A 25623-nucleotide genomic window follows, 5' to 3' on the forward strand; every position below is an offset into this window, starting at 1 on the left:
TGAAAATTTTCCCGAAATATGCTTTATGATCTGATCCAGATTTGAAAAAGATATTTTCCATAGCGCTCCTTTTCGTCTTCCTCTTCCAATTCGTGGGGTACTATTTTGTCTATCTGGGACTGCGTCACCAAGCCAAAACAGAGATGATCTCGCGCCTGGATGCACGCGACTATTCACAAGAAGAAACAGTCACCTTGAAGATCCCTTTTGCACTGCCTTATTGGATGGACTCTAAAGACTACGAACGTGTAGACGGCGAGTTTCAACACGAAGGACAGTTCTATAAACTCGTAGAACAAAAGCTCGAGAAAGATACGTTGTATGTAGTCTGCATCAGAGACACACACGAGAAAAAGCTCTTCGACACCATGTCGGATTATGCTAAACTCGCCAACGACCTGCCCACCTCATCGCACCAAACGTTGAAACTGCTCAGCGGCCTCATGAAAGACTATGTGCCCGGCAGCTTGCAACATGAAATAACCTTATCACAAGGATGGACTCAAGAATGTTCTTACGCTGAGCCGTCCTTCACCCTCTTGTCTCAAACTTCCCCGGTGTTTTCACCACCTCCCGAAGCCTAGTGCTGGCACCCGTCGGCACCTGTTCAATTTGTCATTCCCTTTTTATTTTCCCCGGACCCCTTATCCGGTGATGTAATACATGACAGTTTGCTATCTGCCGTCGCGGTCAAGATTATTCCCTTTGGTCATTTTCTAAGTTTCTTCCGGTACAACGTGCGTTTGGTTGCGCATGGCGAAGAACTTGGATGGTCTGAATGAAGGATGTGTCTGCCGGCTCGTTTGGGTTGTCGGCAGACCTCCTTACCCTTCTCAAAAGCAACACGGAGCCCCCTAGTTTTTTTACGTACTACCTATGCCTTACATTCCTGTTGAAGAGCATTTGCCCGGCATTACGGGCTTGCTTGAATACCGAAAAGATTCTGCGGAACCGATCCGCGACCTCACGCAATTCCTGTTGCGTGGACCCAACACCTTAACAGAAGGCGAGCGCGAACTCATCGCCACCATCGTCTCCCACAACAATCAATGCAAGTTCTGCACCACGGCCCACACCGCCGCTGCCGATCTGCTCTATGGTGAGTGCGACACCACCGACAAAGTAAAACACGATCTCGAAAACGCACCCCTCACCGAAAAAATGAAAGCCCTGCTGGTCATCGCCCGCCAGGTGCAGCAAAGCGGCAAGAACGTGACGACCCAATCCGTGGACCGCGCCCGTCAAGCCGGCGCCACCGACCTGGAGATCCACGACACCGTGCTCATCGCCGCCCTCTTCTGCCTCTACAACCGCTACGTCGATGGACTGGCTACGTTGGAGCCGGCAGACCCGGCTTATTACGGTACACTCGCCGACCGCCTCGTCAACCATGGCTACACCCGTCTGCCACAAGGCTACGATCACTTGAAAAAGAAATAAAGACCCTTTCGATATACCTATCCCAACTACCAAATACCTTAACCTCCCTGTATGAAAAAACTTTTACTGTTTGTTTGTCTTACGCTTCCCACGCTCCTCGTAGCCCAGACCGTCAACACGGTCACGGGCACGATAACCGACGCCAGTACCAATGCGCCGGTCAGTGGTGCGTCCCTGGTCATCAAAGGAAAACTCACCGGAACGACTACGGATGAGAATGGGAATTTCAAATTGAACACAACCTCGGCCTTGCCCTTGACCCTCGTGGTGACGGGTGTAGGATTCCAGAAACAGGAAGTGACCGTGAGCTCGGCCAGCCAACCAGTAGCCATCGGGCTCTCCTCGCAAACCGAACTGCTCAACGAGATGGTGGTCACCGCCTCGCGTGTGGAAGAAAGCATTTTGGAATCACCCGTGAGCATCGAGAAGATGGATACGCGGGCGATCCGTGAAACGCCTTCGTTCAGTTTCTACGAAGGTCTACAAAATGTGAAGTCCGTAGAGATGGTCACCAGCGGACTCACCTTCAAACAGATCAACACCCGCGGCTTCAACAGCACCGGTAACTCGCGCTTTCTTCAATTGGTGGACGGCGTAGACAACCAAACACCCGGATTGAACTTTGCCGTCGGCAATTTATTCGGCTCGTCTGATCTGGATATGGAGAGCGTCGAGCTCATTCCCGGTTCCGCGTCCGCGCTCTATGGTCCCGTAGCCTTCAATGGTGTGTTGATGATGCGCACGAAAAATCCTTTCCAATACCAGGGGCTCAGCGCCCAGGCGCGTGTGGGCGTGAACCACATCAACGAACAATATGCCGACCCGCACGGCCTCTATGATTTTGCCGTGCGTTATGCCAAAGCCTTCAATAACAAGTTTGCTTTCAAAGTAAACGCTTCTTATTTCACCGGTCTCGACTGGTATGCCACCAACTACACCGACGTCGATCCCGGCACATCGCCCGAGCAGCGCGGCGACAACAACCCCGCCCGCAACGCCCTGAACATCTATGGCGATGACGAAGCCCGTCAGCTTGCCGATGTGGGTCGCGTATCGCGCACCGGTTATGAGGAACGCTACCTGATGAACTACAACAGCTACAGCGTGAAACTCAATGGCGCGCTCCACTACCGCATCACCGACAACATGGAGTTGATCTATCAATACAACTACAACCAGGGCCGGGCCGCCTACACGGGCAGCAACCGTTTTATGCTCAACAACTTCAACTTCCAGCAGCACCGCGTAGAACTGAAAGGCAGCAACTATTTTGTGCGCGCCTATGCCAGCCTCGAAGACTCCAAGGACTCTTACAACGGTAAGGGACTGGGCCAACTCATCAACAAAACCTGGGTACGCGACCTGAGCGGCAACATCGTTCCCGAAGCCCAGGCTGACGACATGTGGTTTACGCGCTACCGCGAAGCCTACATCGGTGACATCAACAACGTAGCCGCCGGCGACCATGCTGCTGCCCGCGCTTTCGCTGACCAAGGCAGATTCTTACCGGGCTCTGCTGATTTCAATGCACAGAAAGACCGGCTCATCGCCACACAAGGGTTGTCCGGAGCAGGCATCCTGAGCCAAAGCAAGCTCTACCATGCAGAAGGCCAATACGACTTCAGCAGCAAGATCAAAGTATTCGACCTGTTGGCCGGTGGCAACTTCCGCATGTACGACATGTTCACCAACGGCACGCTGTTCGACGACAAGAACCACAAGATCACCATCAAAGAAGGTGGCGCATTTGTACAGGCCTCCAAACGTGTGATCAATGAGCATTTGAAACTCACGGCCTCCATACGCTACGACAAGAATCAGAATTTCGAAGGCCGGTTCACACCGCGTGCTTCGGCCGTATATACCGTAGCCACCAATCACCACTTCCGCACTTCCTATCAGACCGGCTTCCGCAACCCTACACCCGGCGATCAATACATCAAGTTGAATGCAGGCCCCATCACCATCCTGGGGGGTGTGCCGGATAACAGCAAGGGCATGAATGTGTATGAGAATTCGTTCACGTCCACGTCGCTCGGTCCCTTCTTTGGCGCGTTTGGTGCCGCTGTGGGTTCGGGCACCCCGCCGCAACAAGCCGTGATGCAAACCAAAGACCTGCTGGTGAAATCGAACGTGCCCTACATCAAACCCGAGCGCGTACAAACTTTCGAGGTGGGCTACAAAGGATTGCTCAACAACAATCTCCTGGTCGACGCCAACTATTACTTCAGCAGCTACAACGACTTCATCCTAAACCAAGTGGTGATGCAGCCCGAGAGCCCGGTATTGGGTCCCGATGGCAAGATCAATCCACAGGCGGCCATGGATCTGCTCAACGGCGACAGTCACCTGTACCAACTCTACACAAACGCCAGCGAGCGTGTAACGTCGCAGGGCGCAACGGTGGGTTTCACCTACCTGCTTCCCCGGAACTATACCCTGGGCGCGAACGGCACATGGGCCGACTTCAACCTGCGCAATGCCAACCCCAACGACATCCCTGCCTTCAACACGCCGAAATACAGAACGACAGTAACTTTTGGAAACACGGAGATCGCCAAGAACATCGGCTTCAACGTGGCCTGGCGCTGGCAGGACACCTTCGAGTGGACCAGCACCTTCAACCAGTTGCGCCCCGGCACCATCAATGCCTACTCGATCGTAGACGCACAGGTGAGCTACAAAATGTCACCCATCAAATCCATCGTGAAGCTGGGCGCCAACAACGTGTTCAACAACCAGGTGTACCAGGCGTACGGTTCGCCTTCTATCGGCGCGGTGTATTATGTGAGCATTGTGTTTGATCAACTCATGAAATAGCTTTTTGAATCTATAGTGGAAAACGATCTTATGAAATCAGATATAGAATTGCCCGCAGCATCCTTGCAGAACGCGGAAAATGTGAGTGTAGGCCTGTGGTGCACGTTCGGAATATGTTTGCTGAGCAACATTTTCGGAGGCACCGTGTCCACCCTCATGTCCGTGTACCTGCCCGTGGTGGTGCGCGATCTGTTGGGCACGGTAGACGCCGCGCGCCTTAGCGAAGTGAGCGCCTATATCAATGCCCTCTATATTCTGGGCTGGGCCTTCGGTGGTTTCACCTGGGGGCTGATCAGCGATCGCATTGGAAGAGCGAAAGCCCTGGTGCTGGCCGTAGGTTTATACGGGGCCTTCACCATCGCCACGGGCTTTGCTTCTTCGTGGGAAATGGTAGTGGCCTGCCGTTTGCTGGCGGGCTTTGGAGTAGGAGGGGTGCTGGTGGTATCGGCCACCTTGCTCTCGGAAGTGTGGCCGGAGCGTACGCGCGCCATCGCCATCGGCATTCTTTCCATCGGCTTCCCGGTCGGTATATTTTCTGCTGGCCTGGTCAACCTGGTGGTTTCCGAATGGCGTCAGGGGTTCCTGATCGGCGCGTTGCCGGTAGGGTTGGCGTTGCTTTCGTTTTGGGTCGTACAAGAATCGGAGAAATGGAAAGACTCGCGCATCAACCCAACGGGAGATGGTTTGCTCAAGAAAGCGCAACTCCACAGCGGAAACCTGGTGCGAGGGTCACTCATCTTCGGATCCATGCTCATTGGCTTGTGGGCCATCTTTTCCTGGCTGCCCACCTGGGTGCAAAGCCTGCTCACGGGAGCCGACGGACAAACCCAACGCGGTCTGGCCATGATGCTGCTGGGTGCGGGCGGTCTTACTGGCGGATTCTTTTCCGGTTGGGTAGCGCGCGCGTTGGGTGTGCGCAGAGCGATGATGCTTTGCTTTGGTGGATGCTTCATCTTGTCGATCCTGCTCTTCAAGCTGAATACGTCGTTCTCCGCTGTGATCTATGTTGAGATTGCTTGTCTTGCTTTATTCTTTGGCATCAGTCAGGGATTGTTGTCGGCCTATGTGCCGCAGCTTTTCCCGCCGGCCATCCGCGCCACGGCTACGGGTTTTTGCTTCAACATTGGTCGCATTGTGACGGCTATCGCCGTATTCTTCATTGGGGCGCTGGTCACCTCGCTGAATGGCTATGGCAATGCCATCCTCACATTTTCCGTGGTATTTCTGATCGGGCTGGTAACACTGTCTTTGACAAAAGAAGAATCGGCCCCGGTATCCTAAACCTTAAAATTTAAAAACTATGGCACACATAAAAGTACCTGAAGGTGTACCCGGCATCCGGAGCCTGGTGATGTTCCGGCCGGAAACAGGCAAGCCCTTATATGAACTGGCGCAGGTGCTGTTGCGCGATCCTTCGCCGCTGACCCCCGCCGAACGCGAACTCATCGCCACCCACGTGTCGTCGCGCAACGACTGCATGTTTTGCATGAGCAGCCACGCTGCCGCGGCGCGCGAACTGTTTGGCTCCGAAAGTGAAGTGGTGGATTGCGTTATCCAGAACGTGTCCACAGCACCCGTCACCGAAAAGATGAAGGCCCTCCTGAATATCGCCGGCAAGGTGCAGATCAGCGGCAAGGCAGTCACGGCCGAGGATGTTGCCGTGGCCCGGAAGCACGGCGCCACCGACCGCGACATCCACGACACCGTGCTCATTGCCGCAGCCTTCTGCATGTTCAACCGCTATGTGGATGGCCTCGCCAGCTATACCCCGATGAACTTTGAAGATTATGTACCCATGGGCAAGCGCATGGCCACCATGGGATATGTTTTACCTCATCCACAACCCGCAAACTAATGCCTCACATTAAACTGGATGCACAACTGCCCGGCATACGCGGCCCCATGGCCTTCCGACCGGAAACCGCCAGACCACTCAACGAACTGGCCGAAGTATTGCTGCGCAGCGATAACTCGTTGTCACGCGGCGACCGCGAGCTCATCGCCACCTACGTGTCTTCCCTGAACGACTGCTTCTTTTGCCAGAATGCCCACGGTGGCATCGCGCAACATTACCTGCAGTGCGACATGGCCTTTATCGACAACGTCAAAAGAGACTATGAAGCCATGCCGCTCTCCGGAAAATTGAAAGCCCTGCTGGCCATTGCCGCCAGTGTTCAAAAAGGAGGCAAGAACGTGACGCCCCAGCAGGTGGAAAAAGCCCGCAGCATGGGCGCCACCGATCGCGAAATACACGACACCGTGTTGATCGCCGCCGCCTTTTGCATGTTCAACCGGTATGTCGATGGATTGGATACCTGGGCACCACAGGATCGCGAGATCTATGTGAAGCGCGGCCCGCAACGCGCTGCGGATGGTTATGTGAATTTCGATCTGTATAAATAGTCTTATTTCCGCCTATGGGTTAGAGCGTGAAGTAGCCGCATTGGCCCGGTGACAAATGGGAAACGCAAACCCTCTCTGCGTCTCCCCCCAGTCCCGGTGCCGTGCGGTTAATTTATTTTTCCTACTTTCACCAAAATTGTCGTAGGAAAAATGCCCTTCACACCCGCGCATCCGGCCCTTGTCCTTCCCCTCATTCGCTGGCGTTATGTTTCGGCCACGGCCCTCATCATCGGCAGCATGGCGCCCGACTTTGAATATTTTTTCAAAATGAGTGTGAACGGCAGCTATGGCCACACCCTGTGGGGAGTCTTTTATTTCGACCTGCCCATTACGTTTCTGCTGGCATGGCTTTTTCATGCCGTCGTCAAACGCAACGCCATCCACAACTTGCCGCGTTTTCTGCAACGCAAGTTCCAGGATACACTGGCGCTTGATTTCATGACTTATCTTAAATCGCACGCCGCCATCTTCATCGCGTCGGCGCTTGTCGGAACGGCCTCTCATCTTCTGTGGGACAACTTCACCCATAACGATGGATACTTCGCCGGCATCATACCTGCCTACAAAACGGTTTTCTTTCCCTACGACGGCGTGAAATATCCCCTTTTTTATGCCTTGCAAAACATTAGTAGCGGCGTGGGTCTAACCATTGTGCTGGTGTATTTGCTGGTGAAAAAGCCGACCGACAACACGGCCACGACGCTGTACATTCCGAGGATCGACTATTGGGCGCTGCTGGCCGTGATCACGATGGCCGTGGTGGCCTTGCGGTTTTGGATCAAACCGTCCGACTATCACCTGGGCAATGCCGTGGTGAGCGTCGTTTCCGGCTTGCTGGTGGCGTTGGTATTGTGCGGATGGATTAACTTTAAGAACACGGCATCATCCTAAACCAACGAACCGGTGGCGAAACGGAAATCACAATGGGCGCAAGTCGGCAAACGCGAGGTGGAACTCTCCAACCTGGAGAAGGTCCTTTTTCCGGAAGACCACATCGTGAAAGCCGAGGTGATCGAATACTATCTCAAGATCGCGCCCACGTTGCTCAACTATGCCAATGGCCGCGCGCTCACCCTCATCCGCTATCCCGACGGCATCACCGGCGAAAGCTTCTACCAAAAGAACCGTCCCGAGTGGGCGCCGCAGTGGATCGAGTTTGTCACGCTGGGGAAAGAAAAGAAAGATTACATCATCGCCACCGAGCCGGCCTTGCTGGTGTGGCTGGCCAACCTGGCGTCGCTGGAGCTTCACCAACTGCACAGCCGCAAACCCAGCTACGATCTGCCCGACTACATGGTCTTCGACCTCGATCCGCCGGAAGGCTATTCCTTTCCAAAATTAATACCGATAGCGCTGTCGCTGAGGACGGTGCTGGAGAGCTATGGCTACACGCCATTTGTGAAAACCACAGGAGGGAAGGGACTGCACATTTGTTGTCCGATCGAAGCCACGCACGATTTTCATACCGTATTTGAAGCGGCACAAGACATCGCCAAACCCTTCGTGGAGAAGTACCCCAACGACGTCACCCTCCAGATCAAGAAAGACGCCCGGAAAGGCCGAGTGCTCGTTGATATTTTCCGGATCCGTTCCGGCCAAAGCATCGTGTCGGCCTACAGTCTCCGCGGGCGCAACGGAGCACCGGTATCCATGCCGTTGACCTGGGATGAGCTGGAACATGTAAAAAGCCCCCTAGAATTCAACATCCACACGGCGGTGGAAAAAGTGGTGCGCGATGGCGACGCCTGGCAAGGCTTCGACGCGTACGCCGTGCCCATCCATACCCACCGCCCCAAACCAACGGCCAAAAAGAAAAATATCAACCCCGCCGGAACGAAACACAAATCACCGGAGCAACTGGAGGCCTACACAAAAAAGCGCGACTTCACCAAAACCCCCGAACCCGCCGGAGCCACACCCGATGCCGTGGGGAGCAAATTTGTGGTGCACCGCCACCACGCGTCGCGATTGCACTACGACTTGCGGCTGGAGAAAGACGGCGTTCTAAAATCATGGGCCGTTCCAAAAGGATTGCCGCCGTACCCCGGCGTGAAACGCCTGGCCGTGCAAACCGAAGACCACCCCCTGGAATACCTCACCTTCGACGGCGCCATCCCGAAAGGCCAATACGGTGCCGGCGATATGTGGATCTATGCGCTGGGCAAATACCAGATCACCAAAGACAAAAAAGACGGCTTCTATTTCCGGCTCAACAGCAAGGAAGTGAACGGCGAATACCGCATCCACAAAATGAAGGAAAAAGAGTGGCTGCTCGAACGCGTGGACCAACCCCAGGTAGACTACCTCCACCAGGACATCGAACCCATGCTGGCCGACCAGGATGCCGTCGTGCCGAAAGGGGAGGGCTATCTTTACGAGATCAAGTGGGACGGCATCCGCGCCCTCATCACGTTGGAAGACGGTCACATAAAAATCAAAACGCGCAACCAGCGCGACGTCACCGCACAGTTTCCCGAACTTCAGATCGGCGAGAAAGCCTTCCGCGCTACCAACGCCCTGTTCGATGCTGAGATCGTGTGTTTGGACCCAGCCGGCAAGCCCATCTTCAAGCGTGTGATCAACCGCCTCATGAGCACCGGCGAAACCAACATCCAAAAGCTCACCAAGTCCAACCCCGCCTTCTGCTACATCTTCGACTGTCTCTACCTCGACGGCCGCGCCTTGGTAAACGAACCCCTCATCCGCCGCAAAGAATGGCTGGCCGACACCATCCGCCCCGAAACGCCCTACCGCGTCAGCGAACACGTCGACGATGGCCCCTCACTCCTCGAAGCCGCCCGCGAACACAACCTGGAAGGCATCATGGCCAAACGCGCCGACAGCAAATACATGCCCGGCCGCCGCACCGACCTCTGGCTGAAAGTAAAGATCCGCGAGTCTGCCGAGGCCGTCATCATCGGCTTCACGCCCGGCAAGGGCAACCGCGGCGCAACCTTTGGCGCCCTCCACATCGCCGAGCGCATAGGCAAGGAGTTACACTACCGCGGCAAAGTAGGCACCGGATTTGATGATGCGACGATGAAAGAAATTTCTGAGGTGCTGAAAAAAGTGGAAACAACGCCCAAGCCCGAAGTCACTGGCAAATTGTTGGATGAAAAAATATCGACGTGGCTGGAGCCTGTTACGGTAGCGGAAATAAGTTATTCGAAGCTTACACCGGACAATATGTTTCGGGAGCCGGTGTTCATAAGACTGAGGCCGGATTTGTAGCAGCGATAAGAGAAGTCCTTCAGCACGTTTCGACAAAACACGTCATTCCGCAGGCACGCGTTTCCTCGAGCCTCGCAAGTGGCCCAAGGAATCCAGTGGATAGCGCTTTGCATCTGTGTGGTGATGCATTTGAGATCGGGCTCGGAGTTATCGGTGTTTGCCGGGTTTCGTTTCATCCAGTGCGAAGCTTATCCAATTTCCGTGCTCTCGAAATTCTGGATGTCTTGAACTACTGGCGTAGGTTTCTATAAAACTTGTGCCTGCGACATGACGTGCGGCGCGACACGGTGGAGAGTGATTGGTTTAGGAAACTATTCCTTACAAAACTCCTTCTTCATCTTCTCTGCAACCGTCTGCCCAAGCGCCTCCGCCTTTTTCAAATCATCGCATGCCTCGGTAATCAATTTCAGCTTCTGCTTCGCGATCGCCCGATTATAATAAGCCGTCGCCGACTCAGCGTTATAAAGCAGCACGATCGTATAATCCTCAATTGCCTCCTTATACCGGCTCTGCTTAATAAGCACATTCCCCCGATTCAACCAAGCCTTATCAAATTTCTCATCCAATTCAATGGCCTGTGTATAATCACTGAAGGCCCCTTTCAAATCATTAAGCCTTTCCTTCACGATACCACGGTTGGTCCAGATGCGGGGGTCTTTGTCGTTTATGGTGAGCGCTTTGTCATAGTCATCCAGGGCGCCTTTGTAGTAGCCACCCTCCAGCCGTTGGTTGGCGCGTTCCAGGTAGGGGTAGAGCATGCTGGAGTCGCTTTCAATGGCGGCTTCGAGTTGGTCGCGCGAGGCATCTTTCTTGCCTTCATTTCGCCTCAGGATGGCGATGTTGTGCAACGCGATGGCGTGTTGGGGATTGATCTTCAAGGCTTTTTCATAGTCCGCGATCGCGGTGGAATCTTTTAGTCCTTCCTTGGCGATGCCGCGGTTCACATAGTAGTCGGCATCCTTGCTTTGGAGTTGGATGGCGGAGTCGATCCAGTGGATGGCGGTCTTGTAGTTTTTTAGTTTGGTTTCGGTTAGGCCGAGGTAATTGTAGAGCGGGGCTTGCATGGGGCCTTGCATGGTCATGACCTGGTTCTTGCCAGTGGCGGATGCCGAAGTATTAAAATAGACCGTGGTGGTTTCGCCGGGGTGGAGGGTGAGCAGTTTGGTGAAGTCGTCTTTGGCTTGGGCGTATAATCCCAGCCGGAACAGCACTTGGGCGCGGCTGTAGAGGGCGTCGGCACGGTCCGGGTAATGCTCCAGGTAGATGCTGTAGTCGGTGTTGGCGCCGGCCAGGTCGTTCAATTGTTCACGGGTGGCGGCGCGCAGCAGGTAGGCGTCCATATTGCCGGGGGTTTCCTGCAGCGTTTTGTCGAACAGCGGCAGGGCCTCGGCATACTTTCCGGCGTCATAGGCGGCGATTGCCTGCTCAAAACGTTGACGCGTCGTTGATTTTTTTTCCTGGGCCCAGGAATACGTTGATAAGAATAGAATCGTTAGGGTCAGGAGCGCTCTCATGCCGGGAAATTTAACGAAATATTCTGCGGCAAAGTGTAAACTCTTTTTTGGAAATCATGTTTAACTACGTGTATGGCAGCCGCAAAAAAATCAACCCAAAAATCCGGAACTGCAGCAGCTTCCGGAGCAACCGTTACATCTGAAAACAAGGGTAACACCCAAACCGGGGCACGCATCCGAACCGCGTATGTGGAATATGTATTGACCCACGGCCAACGCCCTGCAACGGTCTACAAATTTTGCCTCGACCTCGGCATCAAAGAGGACGCCTTCTATGCCCACTTCGGTTCATTCGACGGCCTCGAAAAACAGATCTGGAAAGGCTTTATCGACAAAACGATTTCGCGCCTCACGGCTGACCAGGCTTTTGCCGAATTCAGCACCCGCGAAAAGATCCTGGCCTTCTATTACACGCTGCTGGAAGAATTGAAGAACAACCGCAGCTACGTGCTCTATCAATTGGAACATTCCCGCAAACTGGAACTCATACCGGACTATATCAAAGGCTTTAAGACCGCGTTCGAAACCTTCTTCGAAACCCTCCTCAACGAAGGCAAAGGCAACGGCGAAATCGCCACCCGGCCCTTGCTGGACAAGCGCTACCCGCAACTTTTCTGGATGCACCTGGGCTTTATCCTCATCTTCTGGAAGGAAGACGACAGCCCCGGCTTTGAAAAGACGGACGCCGCCGTGGAGAAATCCGTTAACCTGGCATTCGATCTCATTGGCAAGGGCGCAGTAGACTCGGCCATGGATTTTGCCAAGTTCCTATACCAGAACAAGAAGTGACCTTACCCCTGATAACGTGAAAGAATTCGATCGCATACCCGTCACCAAAGTGCAACGGGCCTCAAAGTTCCTGTCTGCCGGGGCCAAGATCGGCACAAACTATCTTAAGCACTACGGCAAACAACTCGTTACCGGCGAAACCGATCGCGACCAACTGCACGCCGACAACGCCAAAGACATCTACAACTCCCTCAGCGAACTGAAAGGGGGCGCCCTGAAAGTGGCCCAAATGCTGAGCATGGACAGAAACCTGCTGCCCACCGCCTATCAACAGAAGTTTGCCATGGCCCAGTACAGCGCGCCGCCGCTGTCGTATCCCCTGGTCGTAAAAACATTCCAAAAATACTTCGACAAATCGCCCGACAAGATCTTCGACACCTTCACCACCAAAGCGGTCAATGCCGCCTCCATGGGGCAGGTGCACCAGGCCACGTTGAAGGGCAAGAAACTCGCCGTCAAGATCCAATACCCCGGCGTCGGCGACAGCGTGAAGTCGGACCTGGCTATGGTGAAGCCCATCGCGCTCACCATGTTCAAATTGAATCCGGTAGAATACAACGAGTTTATCCAGGAAGTGGAATCCCGGATGCTGGAAGAGACCGATTATACCCTTGAGTTAAAGCGGTCGATGGAGCTGTCGGAGAAGAGCAAAGGGATCAAAAACATCCTTTTCCCGACGTATTATCCTGAATATTCGTCGCCCCGGGTCCTTACAATGGACTGGCTGGAAGGCAAACCGCTGGGCCAGGCCCTCAAGGAAGAGATTCCCCTGGAAGCCCGCAACACACTGGGTCAAGCCATGTGGGATTTCTATCATTTTCAGATGCATACCCTCCGTGCCGTCCACGCTGATCCGCACCCGGGCAACTTCATCATCACCCCGGACTACAAACTCGGCATCATCGACTTCGGCTGCGTGAAAGAGATCCCCGTAGATTTCTATAACACTTACTTCCAACTCCTCGAAGGCAACGTTCTATCGGACGCCGCTGTCCAGAAAAAGGTGTTCAGCGACCTGCGATTCGTCTATCCCGAAGACACCCCTAAGGAGAAAGAATTCTTCACAGGCATTTTTGTAAAGCTGGTGGAACTGCTCAGTCGCCCGTTCCGCTCGGAACAATTCGACTTTGCCGACAACGCTTATTTTGATGAACTGTTTTCTTTTGGAGAGCAGCTCTCCACGATGAAGGAACTGCGCGATTCAAAACGGGCGAGGGGCGTGAGCGATGCCGTGTATATCAACCGCACCTATTTTGGATTGTACACCATCCTTCACGATCTGAAAGCAACGATCAAGACAGCCTACTAGAACCATCACATACAGAGGACGCAAGCCCGCGCAACGAAATCTTTGCACGAGCTTGCGTCCTTTGCTTTCACCTACTTGAAAAATCTTGTTGAAGGACCTCTCAAAAGAGACGGACCTAAACCACTGGCTGGTTTAAGGTCTGAAGTTCAGCCTGCGCTCGCTTCACCTCCGCCTTGATCACAAACACCGTGATCAAATACACCCCCGACACAAAAAGCGGCACCATCACAAACCGGGCGTCCGGGAAAGCATACCACAATGCAGTAGCCCCCACGGTGCGCACAATGGCGTGCCCAAGGTACAGCCACCGTCCATACACCCATCCAATCACCGGCCAGTGAATGCCCATACCTACCCCGATTGCCAGCGGAACAAAAGAGAGGTTGGTCTGCGCGCCGGCAAAGGCCAGGGGCCAGAACATCAGCATGGAAATGAAAGCCGGCAATAAAAGGTCAGTCAAGGCCGACTTGTTCATGATGTCCGATTTCAACGGCTTGGCTAGCAGCAGGCCCAGCGGGAAGATCAGGCCCGAGGTGAATGCGGCCACCGGAAACCAAACCCGGGGCGACAGGTAGAGGCCGGCAATACCCAACGCAAGCCAGTAGAGAAAGCCTGCGGCGGGCAGGGCCAGGCCGCCGTTGGCTTTGAGGAATGCGTTCCGTTTTTCCTGGCGAAGAAGTGCTTTCAGTTCCATGAGGTTTATGGTTTAGGGGAGGGTTTGGGTGGGGTTATTTCAAAAAACCATCTACAGTTTCAAAGAACCAAGCCGGTTCATCGTAGAAGATAAAGTGTTTTGCCGTATCGTTGATGGCCACCCTGGCATTTTTAATGTTGGACACTTGCGCTTGATATGCCGCCAACGAGCCATCATGGGTGGCGCCATAATCCTTGTAGGCGCTCCAGGCACCCAACAAAAGCACCGGGCTTTGGATGGCAGCTACCTGCGGGCGAAGGTCGGTCGCGAACATCTCATACATCACTTCGGCTTGCGTAGCAGGGTCGGCTTTCGAGGCGATCTCGGCCACCTGGGCCACGCGATCAGAACTCGAGATCATGCTGGCCAGGATGCGCAGTTGGTTGTTCTTGATTTGTTCGGGAGTTTGTTTGGCCATGGCGGCTTTCATGTTCTCGGCCATGGGCTTCATGCTCTCGCCAGTGGCGCCGGGCGATTGCAGCACGCTCAGAAAGGGGAGGCCGTCCACAGCGATCACTTTTTCAAACATGTCGGGCGCACTGGCGGCGGTCCAGAACGACAGGAACCCACCCATGCTGTGGCCCATGATGACGGGCTTCTTCAGTTTTTTATCCTTTACATAAGCAACCAGGTCGTTCTTCACGTCTTCCATAAAATGGTCGCTCAGGGCAGGGGCGTTGCCGCCAAAGCCGGCCAGGGTAACCACATGGCATTCATAGCGATCCTGGTAGTGGGCTACAGTTTCCTTCCACACTTCGCCGGTGCAATACAGGCCATGGATGAGGATCATGGGTTTGCCTTTGCCGGTGACATTCACCGTGAAATGAGCCTGGCCATTAGCGATCAGGTTGGCCAACAGGAAAGACAACAGCAAGCCAATGGCGGGGAGGGAATAGATACGTTTCATAGTTTTGGTGTTTTGCGTTTTCATATCCCAAAGGAACGCCCCCGCATCCGCCTCCTAAATTTTTATTGACTAACTGCTCCAAAGAACTGACGAACCCGCGCCACCCGACATTTTTGGCCAACGGAGGCATCCCTTCAGGCTATGATTTTTCTCAGGATGCCGTTACCTGCGGATGGTCAACAGATTGCTACGTTTGGTCAACAGGATTATTGGGTTCTCCCCAGGATGCCTTACTTTGGTCCGCGACATAGTCTCCCGAGTCCGCGGCATAGTCTCCCGTCTCGGGGACTATGTCGCCTCAAGACACACCATGACACCATCCAATCCCCCCACTATGGGTACCCAGGCTCAAAAGCTCTTCCTCTTCAACTGGCAGAAATTCTATCGCCTCAAACTCCATCACGTCCTGCTTTGGATCTGTTATTTTAATTTCTGGGCCGCGGTCTATAAGCATCAGTACACCTCGATGCTCTTCCTGTTCTTCGTGATCTCCATCTATTTCGTATTTAATGCAGGAACGTTCTATAGCGTGGTTTACTACCTCATTCCCAAATACTTCAACACCCATCGCTACGGTCCTTTCTTCATCACCTTTATCGCCACCGTGTTGGGAATGTCCGTCGGCCTGGCGGTGACCCTCCACCTTATTTTCAAAGCCCACGACAACCCTTACGCCTATTATTACGGCCCCATTTTCATGATGTCGTTAAGCTCCAACGGTACGGTCCTGGCTGGCCTTGGCGCAGTTAAGCTAGTCCTCGACCGCATGAAAAATCAGCGCCACATGCGCACCGTGGAGCATCAGCGGCTGGAATCGGAATTGCAATACCTTAAGGCCCAGGTTAATCCGCACTTCCTGTTCAACGCCATCAACAGCGTTTACTTCCTCATCAAAAAAGATCCCGACAAGGCTTCAGAGACCCTCATCAAATTGTCGGACCTGCTCCGGTTCCAGTTGTATGACTGCTCCGACGAGGTGATCGCCATCGAAAAGGAACTGGAGTATCTGCAGAACTACATCGCCCTTGAAAAGCTGAGAAAGGGAGATAAAATAAAAGTAGAATATATGCCTGAAGGCAACCTCGCGGGTTTCCAGATTGCACCCTTCCTGCTGATCCCATTCCTGGAGAATGCCTTCAAGTTTGTGTCGAATAACGGCAACGGCCTTAACGAGATCCGCTTCCGCCTTACCCGTACCGACGACCAACTGACAGCCGTCTTCTACAACACCCACGACGCCCTGCCCAAAGGTCCCGTGGGCGGCATTGGCCTGAAAAATGTGAAGCGCCGGCTGGAGCTTTTATATCCCAACCGTCACACGCTCGACATCGAACAAACCTCCACCACCTACACTGTAACCCTCACGTTGACCCTATGAGCACCAAGATCCAAACCATCATCGTTGAAGACGAACCCCTGGCGCGCGAAGGGTTGCTTTCCTATGTCCGCGAGATCGACTTCCTGGAAGTGAGGGCCGTGTGCGAAGACGCCCTCGAAGCCAACAAAGTGCTGGGCTCCACACCGGTCGACCTCATGTTCCTCGACATCCAGATGCCGAAGATCACTGGCATAGAATTCCTCAAGTCCCTCAAGGAACCCCCCATGGCCATCATGACCACTGCCTATCCCAACTTCGCCCTGCAGGGCTATGAGTTGGACGTGGTGGACTACCTGGTGAAACCCTTCCCGTTCGAACGCTTCTTGAAATCAGTGAACAAGGCCCGTGACTTTTTTGACCTAAAACGAGGGGGCAAAGGGGGGATACAGGGGGGTGATTACTTCTTTGTGAAGGTGGACTACCGCTATGAGAAGATCCACTTCCACGACGTCACCTTCGTGGAGGGCATGGAAAACTATGTCGTGATTCACACGCCAACCCAAACCTACATGACGTTGTTGCGTATGAAGAACATGGAGGAGATCCTCCAGTCGCCCGCATTTTTGCGGATTCACAAGTCGTATATCGTGGCCGTGAGGGCGATCTCGGCCATCGACGGAAACGAGGTGGTGGTGGGGAACAAACGGCTGCCGATCAGCCGCGAGAAGAAACAAGAGATCCTGGAAAGGCTAATTAAAAATTGAGATAGAGTTTTTAAACTTTAACATTTTCAATAACTTAGCAGCACCTGATTCATTTTTTAATCTAACTACTTTGTTATGAGAGCAATCTGGAAAGGACACATCCAATTCTCCCTGGTCACCATCCCCGTACGCATCTACAACGCCATTGATACGGGTCAAACCATCAGCTTCAACCTGCTTTCCAAAGAAGGTCACAACCCCGTGAGCTATGAGAAAAAAGACAAGGTGACGGGCCAGACCCTGCGGCAGGAAGACATCGTGAAAGGCTATCAATACGAGACCGGTCAATACGTGATCATCGACAACGAAGACTTCGCCAAGGTGAAGCTCAAAAGCGAAAAGGTGATCGAGATCGAAGGCTTCGTAGATGCTACAGAGGTTCATCCCACTTTATTTGAAACACCCTATTATATCGGTCCCGACGGTGACATCGCCGCCAAGACCTATGGCCTGCTCAGCGAAACCCTGAAACAATCCGGCAAGATCGCTGTGGGCAAGGTCGTGCTCCGCGACCGCGAAACACCCCTCTTGCTGGCGCCCTTCGAAGGCGGCATAGTCATGTACCGGCTCCGTTATCCCAGCGAAGTCCGCAGCATGCGCGAGGTGCCCCAACTCCTGGAAGTGAAGGCCGACAAAGAACAGCTCAAGCTGGCCAAGACCCTGGTGGACTCCATGACCACCAAGTTTGCCAACATCGAAATGAAGGACCACTACTACAGCGCCCTGATGAACATCATCGACGCCAAGATCGCCGGCAAGGAAGTGGTGATCGTAGAAGAGGAAGAACCGAAGGTAGTCGACATCATGACCGCCCTCAAGGCCAGCATCGACGCCGCCAAAAAGCCCATGGAGAAAGCCAAGGGAACCACGGCCGCCAAAGCCGAGAAAGCATCCGAAAAGGCCGCCGAAAAAACAAAGACCAAGAGTCGCAAAGCCAGCTGATTTTTTTGTCGCGGAAGAATGCGCTCACCGCACTCGGTGGGCCCACATTCCATACGCTGAAAAACGGTATCGTCATCCGCGAAAGCGTGAACATTGAGAAAAACCCACTACCTTTGCGGGAATGGCTAAGGTTGTTAAATTTCCACTACCCACTCCGGAGAAGTTCGGTCCCGTAAGGGTCGAAAAGAAGAAGGATGTGCCCACGGAAAATAAGGCGGGCCAGCTCAACCTTTTCACCGGCGCCAAGATCGTGCGCCTGCATCAGCTCACCGAATTCGAAGAGGCCCTCATCACCGACAACCAGGGCGACAGCAACGGGGCCCGCAAGCTCTACCTCAAAGCCATCGAAGAAGGTGAAGCCCTGGCCGATGCCTATTGCAACCTGGGCATCATCGAGTGGCAGGAGGGCAACACCACCAAAGCCATCGACAGCTTCACCCTGAGCCTCAAGAACGAGCCCCGCCATTTTGAGGCCCACTATAACCTGGCCAACCTCTATGGCGAGATCGGCAACTTCCCTTTGGCCAAAGTGCACTACGAAGTGTCTATCGAAGTGGAGCCCACATTCCCCAACAGCTATTTCAACCTGGCCCTCACGTTGGCCATGAACAAAGAGTTTGATGCGGCCGTAAAAGCGCTCTACCAATACCGCCAGCTCACCGCCCCCGAAAACCACCAACAGGCCGACGACCTGATCCGCAAGTTCCAGGAAGCGCGCTGATCCACGGCGCTTAGATCGAATACATGGTAATGATGAAGAGCACGAAGCGATAAGCCTCCAGTGCAAGGAACAATCCCACCACGCCCAACATGGCCTTGATGACCAGCCGCTTACCCTTCTGGTTATAGAAGGTTTTCGCCGCCCGGAAAATGAAGTAAACGTTGGTGATGATAAAGATGAGCGTCAGTGTGATGTCGTTGAGATAGCTGCCCCAGGTGAAATGTCCCCAATGAAAAAGTTTGCTGAAGACCAGGAAGAGTATCGATAACCCAATGGCATTCAAAGCCATGTTAAAACTGGTGAGCTCCACGGCAAGGGCCACATGGTCGGTGAAGAAACGGTTCTTTTTTTGGAAGATGGCGCTCAGGGGGAGTGACGCCAGGAGCACAAAGATGACGACCAGCAGCTTGGCAAGGTTCGTGGTTTTGTCGTTGTAGATAAGCTCGAATCCTTGCTGGCTAAGTCCCTCATGAACAATCTTTTGAGCCACCATGCGCCGGGCGAGGTTGCTGTGGGGCAGCACGTTCAGTTGGGTATACAGCGAGGCATTGAACATCTGCAGCACCGGGAAAAAGAAATAGACCAGGTTCAGGATGAAGAACATCTGCAGGGGCTTCATGTACATCACCCTGCGGCCATCGACATACTCGCGCGAAAGGAACCCCGGGTTGCCCAGGGTGAGGCGCAGCGATTTCAGGAATTTGTTGTCTACGATGGTGGTGGAGATGAGCACGGTGGCCAGGAATTCGAGCTTGCGGTCCTTGGGTTCGATCACTTTCTCCCCGCAGATATTGCAGTAGGTGCCGTGGAAGGAATGACCGCAGCTTTTGCAGACATGGGGCGCAAGACTGGGCTCTTGAGAAGTATTCATTCGAAGGCGAAAGTACTTGAACGTGATGTATCTACCCAATCACTTTCAGCACTTTCATTGCACGCGACCGGAAAGCCGGTGAGGCGTAGGCGAGTTGATCCTCGATGATGATCTTCAGCTCCGACCCGAGTTCGGGCTGCTCTTCCAGGATACGCTGCAACACGGTGAGGGAGAAGGCCTTCACGGCGATGGGCTCTCCCTTACCTTGGAGGTATTGAAAGCATAGATCCGCCACCCGGCCCTGAAGCCGTTTGGGTAGCTCGATATACTGCAGCAGGCGCAGGGTGTTGCGCTTAACAGCATGGTGGATACCCGGTTTGTTCAGGAAATCCAATAAACGCTTTAAATGGGGCTTTACGAGGTCAGGATGGCGCTCCACGCAGTAACTAAGGGGCCAAGCGGCCCTTTGGGTAACCCTATAAGGGCCAGCAAGATAAACTTCAACTAAAACTTTAAACCGGGCCTGATTTTGACCCACATAATCAACTATTTTGGTCATTTGAGCTTTAGAGTGCTCTTTCAGCAGGGCTTTGGTCAAATCCATTCGAAGGGTTATTTGATCGGTTATCGGAACAAAAGCCGTGTGGTCATGTGCCCGTAAACGGATTTAAGTCTCATCACTTACTTTCACATCACGGAATAAAACAGAAGGCGGTATGGAATTATTTGTTGTGATCTTCTCGATAGTCGCCGTGCAAATCGGCCTCTGCATTTTCGGCTTCATCAAGCAACGTTCTCATGTCGGCATGCGCCATCACTCAGAGGTTAGCCTTAGCCGCTAACTGAAAGGCCACGATAAACGACAGGATCGCTACGACAAAGCCGAACATAAAAATGCTATACGCAATCCGCAAAAAGCGGTACTTTCTACCCAACACTTTCCCCAGGTAGTAAATGTCTTTGATGAGACTGCCATATAAATAATCGGCGTCTTTCATCATCTCTTTCATGCTCCACTCGTATTCCTCGATGCCCATGGCATGAAAGTTCCCAAAGAATAACAGGTTGGTCTTTTTGTTCTTGATGTCCTCGCGGGTGAATTTTCCCGACGACACATTCGGCCGGCTGGCCAAAATCGAGAACACCATCGTGGCCAGACATACCGCGATGAGGATGACCGTGGGGATGGTCAGGTAGGGGTTCTCTTCCAGCTTCCGCACCAGCACCGACACGACCAACGAAAGGATGATGGAGTTGATGGTGATGAGGATGTTGGCCTTGTTGTCGACCATCTGGCTCAGCATGATGTGATTATGCGACGTGGTCCGGAACATGGTCTCGATGCCCCGGTCGGGTTTCAGGATTTTCGCCTTTTCGAGCTTGGCCTGGAGGGATACCACTTCTTCTTCCAGTTTGCGGTATTTCTTCTCGCTGATGCCGTCGCCGTTCAGAAGCTTCTTCAGATGCTTCATGTTCTTTTTCTTTCCTTCTTCCAAAATGGTTTGCCCGTAAGGGGTTTGATAGTGATGCTGTTTCATGAAGTCGAGGGTGGATTTCACCCAGTCATTTTCGGAGAGCTGGCGGATCCCGAGCAGCGCCCACTCTTCACGCAGTTGGTTGCTTTTGACTTGAAACGATTTGGTGGACAGGTGATACAGGTCCGCATCGCACAGCACTTTGCCGATGAGCGTGAAGGGCTGTTGGGGAACTTTGGTGGCCGCGATGGCTTCCACCACATCGCGGATCTTTTGTTGAGAAGCTCCCAGGCCGGTCATCCACTCGGACGCCATTTTCATGGAGGCTTCCTCGTGATTTTGAAATCCGTTCCGGTAGCCCACGTCGTGAAGCCAGGCGGCGACGATGAGGGACTCCATCTCGTCGGCGTTCAATTGCGTTTGCTTGCCGATGGTCGTGGCCGCCTCCACAACATCCCGGGTGTGTTCCAGGTTGTGAAAGCGGTGCCGTTCAAAAGACTTGTCGTTGAAGATCTCCTCCGCTAGCGTTTGCGCCTGTTTGATGAGTGCCGAATCCATAAACGTTAAAAGCTAAAGGTAGAAAATATTTCATCTTCGCTGATTCCGGGCATCCCATGGATGGAACAAAGTTTTTAGCTTCGTGCTCAGATAGTCCCGGAACAGCAGAAGGCGCCCGGCAACCCCCACTTTCAACTGACGTGCCTGCATGATAAGAGCGATACCCTTTCTACTTCTTTGTCTACTCGTTTCAGCCTCCATCCAAGGCCAAACCCCTGTCACCGACGTGGCCTACACCCTCTACCTCGTGGGTGATGCCGGCGAACCCGAAATTGTGAACCAACCCTTGGGCAAGGTGTTGCGCCGCCAGGCGGAACAGTCCGGCCCCAACACGACCTTGCTCTACCTGGGCGACAACGTCTATCCCAAAGGCATGCCTCCGGAAGATGCGCGGAGCCGCGCCGCAGCCGAGCTAACCTTAAAGACCCAGGCCGGGTGGATCCAGGGCCTGGGGGTGCGCGGCATTTTCGTACCCGGTAATCACGACTGGCAGCGAGGCCGGAAAAATGGCCAGGCCACGCTGATGAACCAGCAACAATTTATCGACTCGCTAAAGGACAAGAACATCACCCTGCTGCCACGCGACGCCTGCCCCGGCCCGGTCGAGATCGCGCTCCCCGGCAACGCCGTGCTGGTCATCCTCGACACCCAGTGGTTCCTGCATCCGTGGGATAAACCCCGTGGCGATGAAAGTCCCTGCGACGTAAAAAATGGCGCCGATGCCTGGATTGCCATCAACGATATTTTTGCCCGCAATGCCGGCAAGCGTGTGATCGTGGCAGCCCATCATCCCCTCATCACCCACGGCGAACACGGCGGTGTCTTCACCTGGCAAGATCACCTCTTCCCGCTCACGGCGGTGAAACACAACTTGTATATCCCGATGCCTGTGATCGGCTCCATCTATCCGCTCTATCGCAAATGGTTTGGCGATGTTCAGGACACATCGCACCCGTTGTACAAGGAAATGAGTAGCCTCATCCAAAACATCATGCTGCAATACCCCGGCAGTGTCTATGCCGCGGGACACGAGCATGCCCTTCAGTACCTGGTGCGCGACAGCCTGCACATGATCGGCAGCGGCTCGGGATCGAAGCACACGTTCGTGAAAATGAAAAAGTACTCGCGGTTTGCCGCGCCCGTGCAGGGGTTTGTGAAATTCTCCATAAAGAACGACGGCTCGGCGGTGGCCGAATACTGGCAAGTAGACGATGCGTTTCCCGAGGGCAAAGAAGTTTATCGCGATGTGCTTCCCGCCCTGCAGCGGTTGAAGCCCTTGCCGCCGGCTCAGGAAATCTCTTTCAAGGACAAGGTGGTGAGAATAGAAGGCAGTAAGCAGTACCAGTCAGGCAAGGGGCATGAGCGCTTGTTGGGAGCTAACTATCGGGCGGCCTGGGCGCAGCCGATTGACGTGCCCGTCTTTGATATCGGAGCCGAGCAAGGCGGGTTGAAGGTCGTTCAAAAAGGAGGGGGCATGCAGACCTTGTCGCTCCGGTTGCAGGACTCTACCGGTCGCGAGTTCGTGTTGCGCTCGGTGGAGAAATACCCCGAGAACGCCGTGCCCGAAATGCTTCGAAAGACCTTTGCCCAAGACCTCGTGCAGGACCAGATCTCGGCCTCCCATCCCTACGCCGCCGTGGTGGTTCCGGGCCTGGCACAAGCCGCGGGGATCTATCACACCAACCCGCGCGTCGTCTATATCCCCGACGATCCGCGCCTGGGGATCTACCGGAAAACCTTTGCCAATACCCTGGCGCTCTTTGAAGAGAGGCCGGCTGGAGACTGGTCTGACAAGGACTTCTTTGGGAATTCAAAGAACATTATTAACACAGGTAAAGTATTAGAGCGGCTGGAAAAGGACAACGACAACCAGGTGGACCAGTTGTTTGTGCTTCGTTCCAGGGTGTTCGACATCTGGATTGGCGACTGGGACCGTCACGACGACCAGTGGCGTTGGGCCACTTTCAAATCCAAAAAAGGAGAGACCTACCGCCCTGTGCCCCGCGACCGCGACCAGGCCTTTTTCGTGAACGAGGGGATCATCCCCAAGATCTGGAGCCGCAAGTGGGCCCTCCCCAAATTCGAAGGTTTCAACGACGCCATCCGCTGGCCCTCTGGCCTTGAATTCAACGCCCGTTATTTCGATCGCACCTTCCTCACGGAGCCGTCGGAGGAAGACTGGGCCAAAGCCGCCAAAGAACTCCAGGCAAACATGACGGACGACAAGATCGAACAAGCCATCAAAGCCTGGCCCCCGGAGATTTATGCCCTCAACGGCGAGGCGGTGATCCGTAAATTGAAAGCCCGCCGCGCGCACATGGTCGAGTATGCCGTGTCGCATTATAAGTTTTTAGCAAAGTCAGTCGATGTTGTGGGTTCGAATAAGGACGAGCGTTTCGAAGTGACGCGATTGCCCCAAGGCAATGTGCAAGTGAAGGTGTTCAAGATCGGCAAGGACGGTGATCAGGGAAAGACGTTATACGACCGCTTGTTCCTGAGATCTGAAACGAAGGAGATCCGGCTCTACGGAAAGGGAGGGGAAGACAAGTTTGATATTGAGGGGAGCACGGCCCACAGCATCCTGATCAGGGTGATCGGGGGAGACGGAAAGGACTCGCTGGTAGACAACTCTCACGTTCGTGGGCTGGCCCATAAGACCTTATATTACGATCAAAAGAAAAGCAACACCTTGGTTTCGGAGGGAGAAGCGGGCGATCGGACAAGTGCCGATCCACAAGTTAATCTATATGATCGTAAAGTTTTCAAATACAATACCTTAGCTCCCCTCATAACCGGCAACGTAAACCCTGACGATGGTCTCTTTATTGGCGGCGGGTTTCTCTATCAAACCCAGGGTTTCCGCAAGGGATTATTCAAGTCCCGGCATGTGGCCTTGTTTAGCATGGCCCCGAGAACAAGCTCATTTAACCTGTCATACCGCGGCGACTTCACGGATGTGATCGGCAAGTTTGGGCTGGAGATCAATGCCGACATAAAGCAGCCCAACTATGTGAACAACTTCTTTGGCTGGGGCAACGAAAGCGTCTTCGATCAGAACATAGACCAGAAGCCCGGTCACGAGTCCCTGCCGTCGGCCGTGCAGTATTACCGGTATCGGTTTGAGGAATGGCGCCTGGATGCCTACATCACCCGAAAGGTTGGGAACTGGGGACTTATCCAGGTGGGCCCGGCCATTCAGCGGGTGGAGGTGGAGGATCCCGGAACCAAAGACCGCTACATCAGCACCTACGCGGAGACGCTGCCTTACAATCTCTTCGAAGGACATAACACCTACACCGGCACCACCTGGCGTTTTACGATCGACAAACGCAACCATCCCGTGTTCACTACCCGGGGCGTTGTGTTCACGGTGGCGGGGCGCAACATGGCGGGTGTGGAAAACCGGGCGGCGGATTTTTCGTCGTATGATGGCTCGGTGTCATTTTATCATTCCTTCCGCTTCCCTTCGCGCATCGTTTTCGCAGCGCGTGTAGGTGGAGGGGCCAACACGGGGAGGTATGAATTTTATCAGGCACAGATTCTTAGCGGCCGCACCGAGGTGAGAGGCTACCGGAAGACCCGCTTTTATGGTGAACAGAAATTGTATACCAACCTGGAAATGCGGATCAAATTGTTAAGCCTGAAGACCTATCTCTTTCCTGCAAGCCTGGGCGTCCTCGGTTTCCACGACATTGGTCGGATCTGGTATAAGGATGCTAATGGCGTCGATCCCACGGCTCCCGACGGTTCCTCGAATGTGTGGCACAAGAGCTGGGGTGGTGGCGTGTGGTTCACGCCTTTCAACCTCGCCATTTTATCGGTGGAGGTCGCACATTCGGCGGAAGCTACGCTCGGTTATATCCGCCTTGGCTATTTGTTTTGATGCCGCTCGGGATTATCCCTATCTTTACGAAGTACCCCCTCTCG

At 53.9% G+C, this 25623-nt stretch carries 21 protein-coding genes; 15 read left to right on the forward strand and 6 right to left on the reverse strand.

Annotation, left to right across the window (positions count from 1 at the left end):
- Window positions 1-41 precede the first annotated feature (41 nt).
- From BUB30_RS27495 to ligD, 8 genes are all read left to right on the forward strand, one after another.
- Window positions 42-584, forward strand: coding sequence for a hypothetical protein (locus BUB30_RS27495; protein ID WP_073140990.1), 543 nt, complete (start codon window positions 42-44; stop codon window positions 582-584).
- 292 nt (window positions 585-876) lie between these two features.
- Window positions 877-1440, forward strand: a complete 564-nt coding sequence (locus BUB30_RS27500) for a carboxymuconolactone decarboxylase family protein (protein ID WP_073140992.1) — start codon at window positions 877-879, stop codon at window positions 1438-1440.
- A 51-nt stretch (window positions 1441-1491) separates the two neighbouring features.
- A complete protein-coding gene (locus BUB30_RS27505) occupies window positions 1492-4260 on the forward strand; it encodes a TonB-dependent receptor (RefSeq protein WP_073140994.1) in 2769 nt (922 codons plus the stop codon).
- 30 nt (window positions 4261-4290) lie between these two features.
- A complete protein-coding gene (locus BUB30_RS27510; RefSeq protein WP_073140995.1) occupies window positions 4291-5541 on the forward strand; it encodes an MFS transporter in 1251 nt (416 codons plus the stop codon).
- Window positions 5542-5560: 19 nt separating this feature from the next.
- Window positions 5561-6115, forward strand: a complete 555-nt coding sequence (locus BUB30_RS27515; protein ID WP_073140997.1) for a carboxymuconolactone decarboxylase family protein — start codon at window positions 5561-5563, stop codon at window positions 6113-6115.
- Complete coding sequence (locus BUB30_RS27520; RefSeq protein WP_073141000.1) at window positions 6115-6663, forward strand: carboxymuconolactone decarboxylase family protein; 549 nt, start codon at window positions 6115-6117, stop codon at window positions 6661-6663. Before BUB30_RS27515 ends, BUB30_RS27520 begins: the two co-directional genes overlap by 1 nt.
- Before the next feature lie 150 nt (window positions 6664-6813).
- Window positions 6814-7554, forward strand: a complete 741-nt coding sequence (locus BUB30_RS27525; RefSeq protein ID WP_073141002.1) for a DUF4184 family protein — start codon at window positions 6814-6816, stop codon at window positions 7552-7554.
- 12 nt (window positions 7555-7566) lie between these two features.
- Window positions 7567-9894: a non-homologous end-joining DNA ligase gene (gene ligD, locus BUB30_RS27530; RefSeq protein ID WP_073141003.1), complete on the forward strand. Its 2328-nt coding sequence runs from the start codon at window positions 7567-7569 to the stop codon at window positions 9892-9894.
- A gap of 311 nt (window positions 9895-10205) precedes the next feature.
- On the opposite strand, the gene BUB30_RS27535 is transcribed toward ligD, so the two are convergent.
- Window positions 10206-11408, reverse strand: coding sequence for a tetratricopeptide repeat protein (locus BUB30_RS27535; protein WP_073141005.1), 1203 nt, complete (start codon window positions 11406-11408; stop codon window positions 10206-10208).
- 72 nt (window positions 11409-11480) lie between these two features.
- Here BUB30_RS27535 and BUB30_RS27540 point away from each other — a divergent pair, with 72 nt between their 5' ends.
- Window positions 11481-12197 (forward strand): TetR/AcrR family transcriptional regulator, encoded by a 717-nt coding sequence (locus tag BUB30_RS27540; protein ID WP_178377215.1) that lies wholly within the window; start codon window positions 11481-11483, stop codon window positions 12195-12197.
- Between the two features lie 16 nt (window positions 12198-12213).
- The gene (locus BUB30_RS27545; protein ID WP_073141006.1) at window positions 12214-13506 is read left to right on the forward strand and encodes an ABC1 kinase family protein; all 1293 of its coding nucleotides are present in this window, start codon (window positions 12214-12216) and stop codon (window positions 13504-13506) included.
- Between the two features lie 115 nt (window positions 13507-13621).
- Here BUB30_RS27545 and BUB30_RS27550 read toward each other — a convergent pair whose 3' ends face one another.
- Together BUB30_RS27550 and BUB30_RS27555 are read right to left on the reverse strand one after the other, a co-directional pair.
- Entirely contained in the window at window positions 13622-14200 is a 579-nt protein-coding gene (locus BUB30_RS27550; RefSeq protein ID WP_073141008.1) for a DUF7010 family protein, read from the reverse strand.
- 34 nt (window positions 14201-14234) lie between these two features.
- Window positions 14235-15107, reverse strand: coding sequence for an alpha/beta fold hydrolase (locus BUB30_RS27555; RefSeq protein ID WP_178377216.1), 873 nt, complete (start codon window positions 15105-15107; stop codon window positions 14235-14237).
- 334 nt (window positions 15108-15441) lie between these two features.
- On the opposite strand from BUB30_RS27555, the gene BUB30_RS27560 reads away from it, so the two are divergent.
- The 4 genes from BUB30_RS27560 (at window position 15442) to BUB30_RS27575 (ending at window position 18852) form a co-directional block, all read left to right on the forward strand.
- Entirely contained in the window at window positions 15442-16485 is a 1044-nt protein-coding gene (locus BUB30_RS27560) for a sensor histidine kinase (protein ID WP_073141012.1), read from the forward strand.
- Complete coding sequence (locus BUB30_RS27565; RefSeq protein ID WP_073141015.1) at window positions 16482-17189, forward strand: LytR/AlgR family response regulator transcription factor; 708 nt, start codon at window positions 16482-16484, stop codon at window positions 17187-17189. Before BUB30_RS27560 ends, BUB30_RS27565 begins: the two co-directional genes overlap by 4 nt.
- 75 nt (window positions 17190-17264) lie before the next feature.
- Complete coding sequence (gene ku, locus BUB30_RS27570) at window positions 17265-18131, forward strand: non-homologous end joining protein Ku (protein WP_073141017.1); 867 nt, start codon at window positions 17265-17267, stop codon at window positions 18129-18131.
- Window positions 18132-18252: 121 nt separating this feature from the next.
- Window positions 18253-18852, forward strand: coding sequence for a tetratricopeptide repeat protein (locus tag BUB30_RS27575; RefSeq protein WP_073141019.1), 600 nt, complete (start codon window positions 18253-18255; stop codon window positions 18850-18852).
- A gap of 10 nt (window positions 18853-18862) precedes the next feature.
- Here BUB30_RS27575 and BUB30_RS27580 read toward each other — a convergent pair whose 3' ends face one another.
- The 3 genes from BUB30_RS27580 to BUB30_RS27590 all read right to left on the reverse strand — a co-directional run bounded on the left by BUB30_RS27580 (window position 18863) and on the right by BUB30_RS27590 (window position 21696).
- Window positions 18863-19723 carry a DUF3667 domain-containing protein gene (locus tag BUB30_RS27580; RefSeq protein ID WP_073141021.1) on the reverse strand — a complete coding sequence of 287 codons (861 nt, stop codon included), beginning with the start codon at window positions 19721-19723 and terminating at the stop codon, window positions 18863-18865.
- 31 nt (window positions 19724-19754) lie between these two features.
- A complete protein-coding gene (locus BUB30_RS34950) occupies window positions 19755-20057 on the reverse strand; it encodes a hypothetical protein (protein WP_143165108.1) in 303 nt (100 codons plus the stop codon).
- A gap of 424 nt (window positions 20058-20481) precedes the next feature.
- On the reverse strand, window positions 20482-21696 hold the full coding sequence (locus tag BUB30_RS27590; protein WP_073141025.1) for a Pycsar system effector family protein: 1215 nt from the start codon (window positions 21694-21696) through the stop codon (window positions 20482-20484).
- A 148-nt stretch (window positions 21697-21844) separates the two neighbouring features.
- Here BUB30_RS27590 and BUB30_RS27595 point away from each other — a divergent pair, with 148 nt between their 5' ends.
- Window positions 21845-25579 (forward strand): BamA/TamA family outer membrane protein, encoded by a 3735-nt coding sequence (locus tag BUB30_RS27595; RefSeq protein ID WP_073141027.1) that lies wholly within the window; start codon window positions 21845-21847, stop codon window positions 25577-25579.
- The last annotated feature ends 44 nt before the right edge of the window (window positions 25580-25623 follow it).

Source organism: Chryseolinea serpens (genome assembly GCF_900129725.1).
GTDB classification, from domain to species: Bacteria; Bacteroidota; Bacteroidia; order Cytophagales; family Cyclobacteriaceae; genus Chryseolinea; species Chryseolinea serpens.